Genomic DNA, 11174 nt, shown 5'->3' on the forward strand with positions numbered 1-11174 from the left:
TTGAAGCCAGACAGCTATGACCGCAGTTTTATTACAAATCCGCAATCGCACCATCTCTGGGGAGGAGATAGTTCCTCGACTTGCCAGCTACCAAATGCTGCCCCAATTATACCGCGAGAGCATCATTGATGAAGCGATCGCCCCCATTGATTGCACCGCTGAAGAAATCGTGAATGCCAGCCAGCAGTTCTACGAACAAAATCAACTGATCGACGAAACCACACGACAGATTTGGCTACAACAGCACGGGATGAGTCTGGAATTTTTAGAGACTGTTTTCATCCCCCGGCTGCTCAAAATTGAGAAATTCAAACACCAAACTTGGCATCACAAACTAGAGTCATATTTTCTGAAACGCAAGCGATCGCTAGATCGAGTCATTTATTCTTTGATTCGGGTTAAAGATGCAGAAATTGCGCGAGAACTGTATTTTCGGATTCAAGAAAAAGAGCAATCCTTTGCCGAACTGGCGCGCGAGTATTCCCAAGGCCCAGAAGCTCAAGTCAATGGGATTCTTGGCCCGGCGGAACTCGGCACAATCCACCCCAATTTGGCGCATCTGTTGACGATAAGCGGGCCCGGTCAGCTTTGGCATCCTATCCGCATAGAAGAATGGCTGGTAATTGTCAGATTAGAAACATTGATTCCGGCGCAGTTCGATGTAGCCATGCGTCAACGTTTGCTGCGCGAACTGTTTGAAAATTGGGTGCAAGAACAGATGCGTATCTCTATTTTCTAACTCTGCGTTCTCTGCGTTCTCTGCGGTTAAATCGTTCAGAAACAACCGTCAACAATATAATCTCTGCCGAAACCTCATCTTCCAAATAGAAACTTTTGAATACCATCACCATTAAATTATGATGACACAAACATTCGAGCAAACCAAAGCAGAAGCATTCGCCGAACGGATGCTGGACATTCTCAACAGTGGCGCACTCGCAGTCATGATTTCCATCGGGCATCGCACCGAACTATTCGACACAATGGCAGAATTGCCGCCCTCTACCAGTCAACAAATTGCCGATGCTGCCGGATTGAACGAACGCTACGTGAGGGAATGGCTCGGTGCAATGGTAACGGGTCGCTTAGTGGATTATAATTCGATCGACAAAACCTACACTTTGCCGACAGAATATGCAGCATTCCTGACACGCGCTGTGGCTTCGGACAACATTGCCCCCTTTACTCAATACATTCCGCTGTTAGGTTCGGTGGAGGATCAAATTATCGATTGCTTCTACAAAGGCGGCGGTGTGCCTTACTCCGAGTTCAAACGTTTTCACGCGGTGATGGCAGAAGATAGCGGTCAAACCGTGGTATCGGCGTTATTTGACCACATTCTGCCACTAATTCCTGGACTTACCGAAGCGTTGCAGCAAGGCATTGATGTATTGGATGTTGGCTGCGGCAGCGGACGAGCACTCAACAAGCTGGCGGTCGCCTTTCCGAATAGCCGATTCACAGGCTATGATTTTTCGGGAGAAGCCATTGCCCATGCCAACACCGAAGCCCAACTGCGGCAATTAAGCAATATCCAGTTTGAGGTCAAGGATGCCACAACATTGGATGAATGCGATCGCTACCATTGGATCACCACATTTGATGCAATTCACGATCAAGCCAGACCCGATATTGTACTGCAAAACATCTACAAAGCGTTGCGTCCTGATGGCGTTTACCTGATGCAAGATATCCGCGCCACAACGGATGTCGGCGGTAATCTAGAGCATCCCATTGCGCCGTTACTATACACCATTTCTTGTATGCACTGCATGACAGTTTCTTTAGCCTACGGCGGCATGGGATTGGGCACCATGTGGGGCCAAGAAAAAGCGCTGCAAATGTTGAGTGAATCTGGGTTTAGCAGCGTTGAAATCAAGCGGCTGGCTCATGACATTCAGAACAACTATTATATCATCAAAAAGAGCTAAAATCATGTGCAATATTTGTGCGATCGGTCAAAAATCGCAGAAGAAAAAACAGCCTAATTCCGGCTTGTTGGATACCAGCCAATTTTCGGTATTTATCGATCTGAAGCAATTGTCTTCCACACCGGAATTCAAATCAGCTCAACCACTTAACAGTCCTCAGTCCTCAGTTAAACCCCTGCTTTAACATCCAGGGATTCTACTTAGGAAGAGGTCAATCAGTCAACAGTTTAAGTGGACACGAATGCTTTAGTCATTAACCCTGACTTAAGACGAATAAAGTCTTCACTATGAACCTATTTATAGTGAGGACTTTATTCTGTTCAACTGTTAAGCTGAAAATGAAACAAATAGCGCCGCAATACCAAGAACGAGCGCACCGATACCCATCACAAAAGACCAGAAGCGGTGATAACTCTTAACCGTCGTACCGCTATCGCTTTCAAGCTGAATCAAATCCATCCAAGGTGCAACACCCCGGCGGAACCAACCCAATGCGCTAACATCCATTCCAATCAAACTTTCAACCCGTTTCATGCCAAACATAAAATTACCAATTGGCCCAAAACGAGAAGCATATCGCAGATAAAGCATTCCCGTTCTATCTTGCAATTTCAAATCTGAACCGAAGGCATAACCCGCATCGCCGCGACCAATTAATTCGCCTTGTAGTTGCGCCGGCTGACCCCGTAAAGGGCTTGCATAAGGGTCAGACATTAAGGTTAAAACATCTAAGCGTTCTGCTTCTTCGTAATTCGGGAACATGACCAAAGTCTTGAGCAAAATTCCCGTACCCAAACCAATTAAAGGACAAGCAACCATCATCATCGGGTTTACAGCATACAGGGAAATGCCGATCGCAAAACCCACCGCTAAGCCCAGAGTTTCTGCACTGTATAGCAGCACATCGAACACAAAATTGCCGTACAATCTCCGCTTGCTCAAATCGTTGCCTTCGCCGACAATCCGGCCCATGTCAAACTCAATATCCAAGCCTAATTGTTCGGCATAAGTGCTCAAAGCGCGAACTCGTTTACCCGTCAGCGGGTGAGTCGAGTTCAACTCCATCCACCAACCCCACGGATTAAACATATCCCACAGAAACACTCGCCCAATCTTTTCTGGTTCCGAAGAAATCCTGTAAGCAGTGCCAGTAGATGTGGCAGCTTTGGCATCGTAAATGCCTAAAGCGCGAGTTCCTTCTAACAAAATGCTGGGTTCTGTTGCCCTTTGTCCTTCTTCCAAAATACCGTAAGCAATTTTTACCAAAGCGCGAGACAAAGCATTGGGGTTGCCAGTAGTTTCGGCAGCAAAATGGTCTGCAAAATATTCTCGTGTCCGGGACAAATACAGCAATAAATAAGTGCCAGCGATGTAAAATAAATAAGCAACAGCAGCTACCGTACCCGCCGCATCTTTAGCTTTTTCGCCACCACTTCGACCCATTCTTTGAGTTGTAGTGTAAATTAAATAAGTAATCTGCACCAAAGTCGAAGCTAAAGTCATTACTGCAAAGTCCCAGTGGACGATGTGACCGAGTTCGTGGGCGTAAACAGTGGCAATTTCTTCGTCGTCTAAATAGGTAAAAAGACCTTGACTGACGACTAAGCGAGCGCTGTTTGGAAAGGAACCGTAAGTAAAAGCAGTAGGGTTTTGGTCGTCGATAATTCCTAAACGCGGAGAAGAGAGTTTTTTCTGCTTGCAAACCTTCTTAATAACTTTCGCTGTTTCGGGACTTAGGCTTTCAATTTCTGCTAGGGAAACCCAGCGAGTATGGTATAGCCAATTTTGGCTTAAGTCCATCAAGTAAGGCGATAGGAAAAAAGCAGCGATGTTAAAAATCAGAGTTATGGGAAGTGCGATCGCCAATCCGGTAACTGGATCGGGACTGCTGAGAATCAAAACTGAGGCTAAAGATAGCGCTAACACCATACCAAACAGCAGGCTGAGGGTGACGCCGGAAGCTAAAACGAGATTTCCGCCAGTTTTCTGTATGAGTTTAACGCCTGCTTTGGCGGCTCGCCCTGCCTTGCGTAAAGGGGCATGAGATGACATAATAATCTCCAAAGGTTATTGACAAATGGAAATGACCGTGGGATTTTATCTATACTTCACTGTTTTAACCTGTGAATGCGGAGTGCTATAAGGGGTCTCAACAAAAATATAGAATTTCCTCTAGAATTGTTAAGACTGAAAACCGCCCCGAAATTTATTTGTGCGGATTCAATTCAAAACTCAAAATTCAAAACCAAACAATCAAAACTATTTAAAAGTTACTGCCATGTCTATTATTGAAATTGCCCAAAAAACGCGCGTATCTGCTAGAAAGTTGGCAGTTTTGTCCGCTACTGCCAAAAATCAAGCTATTGAAGCTATTGCGAAAGCTTTAGAAGCTGCTGCGCCGGATATTGTGGCGGCGAATGCTGCTGACTGCAAGGCTGCAAGCGCGGATGGAATTGCGAAACCGCTGTACGATCGCCTAAAGTTGGATGAGAGCAAGTTGAAAAGTGCGATCGCGGGCGTGCGCGACGTTGCGAAACTCCCAGATCCCGTAGGTGTCGTGCAAATTCACCGTGAATTGGATACAGGATTAATTCTGAAGCGCATCACCTGTCCTTTGGGCGTTTTAGGCATTATTTTTGAAGCGCGCCCAGAAGCTTTAATTCAGATAGTATCCTTGGCAATCAAATCGGGAAATGGCGTCATTCTCAAAGGCGGCAAAGAGGCAGTCCGTTCCTGCGAAATCTTGACAAAAGTGATCCATCAAGCATTAGCAGAAACAGCGGTTAATCCAGAAGTCGTGCAGTTGCTCACGACGCGGGAAGAAACAATCGAACTGCTGAAAATGGATGAATATGTAGATTTGATTATTCCCAGAGGTTCTAATTCCTTCGTGCGGTTCGTGCAGGAAAATACGCGGATTCCCGTGTTGGGACACGCCGACGGAATTTGTCATTTGTACGCAGACAAAGCAGCGGATATTCAGAAAGCAGTAGAGATTTCTGTAGATGCAAAAACCCAGTATCCAGCCGCCTGCAATGCCATTGAAACCTTGTTAGTTCACAGTGCGATCGCCCCCAAATTCCTGCCCGCTGTTGCCGAAGCTTTGCAGCAGAAAAAAGTTGAATTGCGGGGAGACGAAAAAACTCGCGCTCTCCTAGAAAATATTGCCGAAGCGACAGAAACCGATTGGTCTACAGAATACAGCGATTTGATTTTATCAATCAAAATAGTAGATTCTGTGGAAGAGGCAATTAATCACATTAATACTTACGGTTCCAGACATACAGATGTCATTGTCACCGAAGACAGCGAAGCCGCCGAAACATTTTTAAATGGAGTCGATGCGGCCGGAGTTTATCACAATTGTTCGACTCGATTTGCCGACGGTTTCCGCTACGGTTTCGGTGCAGAAGTGGGGATTAGCACGCAGCAAATGCCGCCTCGCGGGCCTGTTGGTTTAGAGGGGTTGATTACCTATAAGTATCGAGTTGTTGGAGATGGCCATGTTGCCGCTAGTTACGTGGGGAAGGATGCGAAGGAATTTACACATCGAGATTTGTAAAAAAGTAATACTATTTGCGAAAAACATCGCTACAATAGCATTAAAAAAAGGGACAATACTACATTTTATCAACCCTAACAAATGTTGCATGAGTTTTGATAAATGGTATAATAACAACAGTATTGAGTTGTGAAACAGATGTGCGCTAGCATCACAATTAACCCTTACGAAATTCAGCAAATCTCGCAAGCGCATACAATCAGTTCGTCAAAGCTGCGCTCGCTCGCCCAAACAGCAGAAGGTTTAGCAACAGCAATAGAGAAGTAGAATTGCTTCTCATCTTGATGCTGTCGTCAAATCGAGGTGAAGTCAACTGGCTGTGCATATTCTGCACAATTGTGTCCCAGTATGTGATTCAGCTTTTGGGGAGATGTCTAATGTTTCTGCTCCCAATGACAACTTGAGTAATTTTTACTGAATTCTGTCTGCTCTGGAAATAGCGATCGCCTCTAGGGGCAGTTATACAAAATATAAACTACAAAATATAAACATTTTGTCAATGCGTAAGTCCTAGCGGCTTCTCTTAATTTTTATTGATTGGCTGGGGGAACTGCGGGGATGAAAATCATCATTTCTCCAAGGGCGTTGATAAATCCTGCTTTGAACCGCTAGATAGCGCGTCTAAATGAATGCTCTCATTGACTGAGTAGAGACGTTGCCTGCTGTGTCGGTTTAGTCTCCAATAAATTCGTTAATTCCTACGCTCTCCCTTTAGGCTAAAGGAATTTCAATAATGAACTCTGTCCCAACACCCTGTTCTGAAAAGCAACTCAGTTGACCACAATGTTTTTCTACAACAATCTGATGACTAATTGATAAACCCAATCCCGTACCTTTTTCTGCTGGCTTGGTTGTAAATAGATAATCAAATATTTTAGTGCGTACCTCTTCCGGCATTCCCAAACCGTTATCTTTAATGTGAATCATGGCGATATTTCGGTGGGGGTCAACTTCAGTGCAAATCGTAATTTGTCTGGGATTTGCTTTAATTTCTTCCAAATTTGGCTTCAGAAGAGAATCTTCTAAAGCATCAATTGCATTAGCAATAATGTTAATAAATACCTGATTTATCTGTCCGGGGTAGCACGGTACTAGAGGTAACTTTCCATATTCTTTAACCACTTCTATTTTCGTACGTGTATCATTTGCTTTTAATCGATGTTGTAGAATTAGTAATGCACTGTCAATCCCTTCATGCAGGTTAGCTTCTACTTTTGATGTACTATCAGCGCGGGAAAAAGTTCTTAAAGATACACTAATTTGACGAATCCGTTCTACGCCCACTTTCATGGATGAAATAAGCTCGGGTAAGTCTTGTATGAGATACTCTAAATCCACTTCTTCGGCACGAGTTGCAATCGCTGCACCTGGAGAGGGAAACTGTTGCTGATAAAGATGAACAATTTCTAATAAATCTTGAATATAAGTTTCAGCATGAGTCAGGTTTCCCTTGATAAAACCTACTGGATTATTAATTTCATGAGCCACTCCAGCCACTAATTGACCGAGGGTAGACATTTTTTCGCTTTGGATTAATTGGAGTTGAGCTTGTTGTATGGTCTGTAGAGCTTGTTTTAGTTCAGAGGTTCGGTCTTCAACTCGTTTTTCTAATTCTTGATTCAATTGTTGTAAAGTTTTTTCTAAAGTCGTTTTTTCTTCAATTTTTTCTTGGAGCAATTGATTTTTGCTTGCCAGATCTTTGGTCAAGTTTCGCAACTCTAAATGAACTTGAATTCGAGCTAATACTTCTTCTTTTTGAAAGGGTTTAGTGATATAATCTACAGCCCCAAGACTCAACCCTTTGACTTTTTGATCGGTGTTGCCAAGAGCCGTCATAAAAATGATCGGAATTTCTGAGGTTGATGGATTGCTTTTCAGTCGAGAACAGGTTTCAAATCCGTCGATTCCCGGCATCATAATATCTAATAAAATTAAATCTGGGGTGACATATTCTATTTTTTGCAGCGCACTTTCTCCATCTTGCGCTACTAAAACTTCTAGTCCTGCCTCATCTAAAACGTTAAATATAACACCTAAGTTTGTAGGATTATCATCTACAATTAAGATAACGTTTTTTGAGAAAGATAAATTATTCATAAAGATTTAGCCTTCTCCTTGGTTTTTACTTGGTTTTTAATTATAGGCCGCGTGGCGTTCTGACTATCTAAGCTGCCTGTTTGCAGAGTCAATCTGCAGCAGGATTTTTCAATTATAAGCTGCGTGACGTTCTGACTATCTAGGGGTCGGGAAAAATTCAACCTTGTCCCATTGGTGTATCATCATATTATAGTTCAACGAGGATGCTAACCAATGTAATCTTTTTTATTTTAACGTAAAGTTTTTGTAACGCACTCTAGTCTTATGGCTTTCCTATCCCTTTCTCTACAGAAGATTCCTACGTCTGGTGAATAGTCTGTTGCTCTAGAGTATAGACAAATACATTTTTCCTAAAAAGTTATGCGTACAAATGTTGCTAAGTTCCAGAAAATGCCGCTACGCCGTGTCTTAATTGTTCCTTTTGTTTTACAAATCTTTACAGCAGTAGGGTTAACCGGATATTTTTCGTTACAAAATGGACAGAAAGCTGTGAATGATGTAGCGGCACAGTTGCGCCGTGAAATTGCTACGAGAATTGAGCAGAATTTGCAAACCTATCTTGCTAGTCCCCATTTAGTTAATCAAATTAATGCTGATGCTGTTAGTTTGGGCCAATTGAGCATGGAAGATATGAGAGCGTGGGAACGTCATATTTGGCGACAAAAAAATCGATTTAATAGCGTAAATGGCATAGTAATTATCAATGAAAAAGGTCAAGGTGTAGCTATTCAGACTAAGGATGAAGGAAAACTAGAAATTCATGCTACAGGGACAAGAAATACGAATCAGCTATATATTTATTCTGTAGGCAGTCAAGGGGAGAGACAGAAATTACTCAAGGTTGTGAATAATTTCGATCCGCGAAAAATGCAAGCTTACAAACAGACATTAAAAGCAGGCAAACCTACCTGGAGTCCAATTTATTTTGGCGAGACTATTCATACCCCTGTAATGGCGAGAAGTCAGCCAGTTTTTGACAAGAATGGAAAAGTTCTTGGCGTCTTATTTACAACTCTACGTTTATCTCTGATCGGGAATTTTTTGCAAACTTTAAAAGTTGGGAAAAGTGGACAAACTTTTATTGTCGAGCGAAGCGGAATGCTAGTGGCTACTTCTACCGCAGAAAAACCCTATCGAGATCAGCAAAGATTTCAAGCCATTGATAGTAAAGATCTTCTCACTAAAGATACTGCGAAATATTTAAGAGAGCGATTTAACAATCTCAATGAAATTAAAACTTCTCAACAGTTAGAATTTTTATTGAACGGGCAAAAACAATTCGTACAAGTTGTTCCTTTTCAAGATGGTAAAGGTATTGATTGGTTAATTGTCATTGCGATTCCAGAAAATGATTTTATGGAAAAAATTAACAGGAGTAGACATACGACGATTTTATTATGTCTTTTGGCACTATTTTTGGCAACTGTTTTGGGAATTGTGACTTCTGAATGGATAGCCCGACCGATTCGGCGTTTGGGTAAAGCCACAAGCGCGATCGCTGGCGGTGACTTTGAGCAAAAAGTAACGGCTTCCTCCGTTCAAGAAATCAGCGCTTTAGCGACTGCTTTCAATTTAATGAGCCAGCAACTCAAGCAGTCCTACGCACAATTAGAAGATTATTCCCACTCCTTAGAACAAAAAGTCGCAGAAAGAACTCAAGCATTAGAGCAAGAAATGCGCGATCGCCAACAGATACAAGAGACACTCCGGCAAAGCGAAGAAAGGTATCAATTAACTCTAGAAAGCGTTAATGAAGGCATCTGGGACTGGCGAATCCAAACAAACGCCATCTATTTTTCACCCCAATGGAAAGCCATGCTAGGCTATCAAGACAGCGAAATTGTTAACCTATTTAGCTCTTGGGAAACACTGGTTCACCCCGATAATTTACACCCAATATTAGACTCTTTAGAAGACTATTTAAAAAGTGGAACTAATGAACCTTATAGTTGGGAATTTCAGATGCGGCACAAAAACGGTAGCTACAGGTGGATACTATCGCGAGGTCGGGTTGTCGAGCGGGATGCGGAAGGCCAACCCCTACGTTTAGTCGGTTCTCACACCGATATTACCGATCGCAAACAAGCAGAAATAGAATTGCAAATAGCCAAGGAAGCTGCCGATGCTGCTAACAAAGCCAAAAGCGAATTTTTGGCAAACATGAGCCACGAACTTCGCACACCACTCAACGGGATTTTAGGCTACGCTCAAATCCTCATGCGTTCAAAAAACTTAGACCATCAAGAGGTGAGTAGTCTAAAAATTATTTATCAATGTGGCTCTCATTTGCTCACTTTAATTAACGACATCCTCGACTTTTCTAAAATCGAAGCCAGAAAAATAGAACTTTACCCGACGCAATTTCATTTTTGGGCATTTTTAGAGGATGTCAGCCAAATCTTTCGCCTCAGATCGGAACAAAAAGCCATCAGTTTTATTTGTCAATTAGATTCTTCTTTGCCCGACAACGTGCAAGGGGATGAAAAACGCTTAAGGCAGGTTTTAATTAATCTCTTAGGTAATGCGGTCAAATTTACCGATCGAGGGGGCGTTACTTTCAAAGTTCAACTCATAAAATCAGTAGCCTTAGAACCTAACTCGAAGGAATTAAACGCCATCAACACTATCCACTTTCAAATTGAAGATACTGGAGTTGGGATCGGCGAAGAGAAAATGCAGAAAATTTTTCAACCTTTTGAACAGGTAGGCAATACCGGTAAGATGTCAGAAGGAACGGGTTTGGGATTGGCAATTAGCTTAAAAATTATCGAAATGATGGGGGGTAGTATTCGAGCGGCCAGTCAGTTAAATGCTGGCAGCCAATTTTGGTTTGATTTAGATTTACCTTCTGCTAGTAAATGGGAATCGGCAATTCAGCGACAAGCTGCGATCGCTGGCTATCAGGGAAATAAACTGAAAATTCTCGCAGTTGACGATCAGTGGGAAAATCGATCTGTGGTCGTTAATTTGTTAGCACCCCTTGGCTTTGAAGTGCTAGAAGCTACGAATGCCAAAGAAGCTTTAAAACAAGTCGCTTGTGGCCATTTTCATGCTATTATTACTGATTTAGTAATGCCAGAAATGGATGGTTTCGAGTTAGTAAGCCGTCTCCGCTCTCAACCTAAATTTAAAGATTTAGTCATTATCGTTTCTTCAGCTAGCGTGTTTGAAGCTGACCAGCATAAGAGTTTAGATATGGGGGCAAATGCTTTTTTACCCAAACCCGTACAGGCGGCTGAGTTATTTGTATTGCTACAAAAGCATTTAGGGATATCTTGGGTATATCAAGAGTCATCTCACCTCAATCAAAATGTCAATCAATCCGTGCGATCGGATTCTGCTTCTTCGTTAGTACCCCCACCAGATGAAGAACTGGTAATTTTATACGATTTGGTTATGAGAGGTAATTTAAAAGCTGTGACTCAACAAGTTGAACAGTTAAAAAATTTGGATGCAAAATATATTCCCTTTGCCGAACGGGTAGGTGAATTGGCTGCAAGCTTTCAGGAAAAACAATTACGGTTATTTATCAACGATTACAAAGCCGATAACAAAAATCAAATTGATGGTTCAAAATAACGCGA

Annotated in this window: 6 protein-coding genes; 4 read left to right on the top strand and 2 right to left on the bottom strand. The window is 42.5% G+C overall.

Annotated features, from left to right (window positions below; genetic code table 11):
- Positions 1–16: 16 nt before the first annotated feature.
- A complete protein-coding gene (locus QUA83_RS16015) occupies positions 17–739 on the top strand; it encodes a peptidylprolyl isomerase (RefSeq protein WP_333294185.1) in 723 nt (240 codons plus the stop codon).
- Between the two features lie 118 nt (positions 740–857).
- Positions 858–1931 (top strand): class I SAM-dependent methyltransferase, encoded by a 1074-nt coding sequence (locus tag QUA83_RS16020; RefSeq protein ID WP_333294187.1) that lies wholly within the window; start codon positions 858–860, stop codon positions 1929–1931.
- Positions 1932–2258: 327 nt separating this feature from the next.
- Here the strand turns inward: QUA83_RS16020 and QUA83_RS16025 are convergent, their stop codons facing one another.
- Positions 2259–3983, bottom strand: coding sequence for a zinc metalloprotease HtpX (locus tag QUA83_RS16025; RefSeq protein WP_333294190.1), 1725 nt, complete (start codon positions 3981–3983; stop codon positions 2259–2261).
- A 226-nt stretch (positions 3984–4209) separates the two neighbouring features.
- Here QUA83_RS16025 and QUA83_RS16030 point away from each other — a divergent pair, with 226 nt between their 5' ends.
- Complete coding sequence (locus QUA83_RS16030; protein ID WP_333294192.1) at positions 4210–5493, top strand: glutamate-5-semialdehyde dehydrogenase; 1284 nt, start codon at positions 4210–4212, stop codon at positions 5491–5493.
- 711 nt (positions 5494–6204) lie between these two features.
- On the opposite strand, the gene QUA83_RS16035 is transcribed toward QUA83_RS16030, so the two are convergent.
- Entirely contained in the window at positions 6205–7590 is a 1386-nt protein-coding gene (locus tag QUA83_RS16035) for a response regulator (protein ID WP_333294194.1), read from the bottom strand.
- A gap of 360 nt (positions 7591–7950) precedes the next feature.
- Between QUA83_RS16035 and QUA83_RS16040 the strand changes: the two genes are divergently transcribed.
- Positions 7951–11169: a PAS domain-containing protein gene (locus tag QUA83_RS16040; protein WP_333294196.1), complete on the top strand. Its 3219-nt coding sequence runs from the start codon at positions 7951–7953 to the stop codon at positions 11167–11169.
- Positions 11170–11174: the final 5 nt, after the last annotated feature.

Source organism: Microcoleus sp. K1-B1 (genome assembly GCF_036704705.1).
In the GTDB taxonomy this organism is placed as follows: Bacteria; Cyanobacteriota; Cyanobacteriia; order Cyanobacteriales; family Microcoleaceae; genus Microcoleus.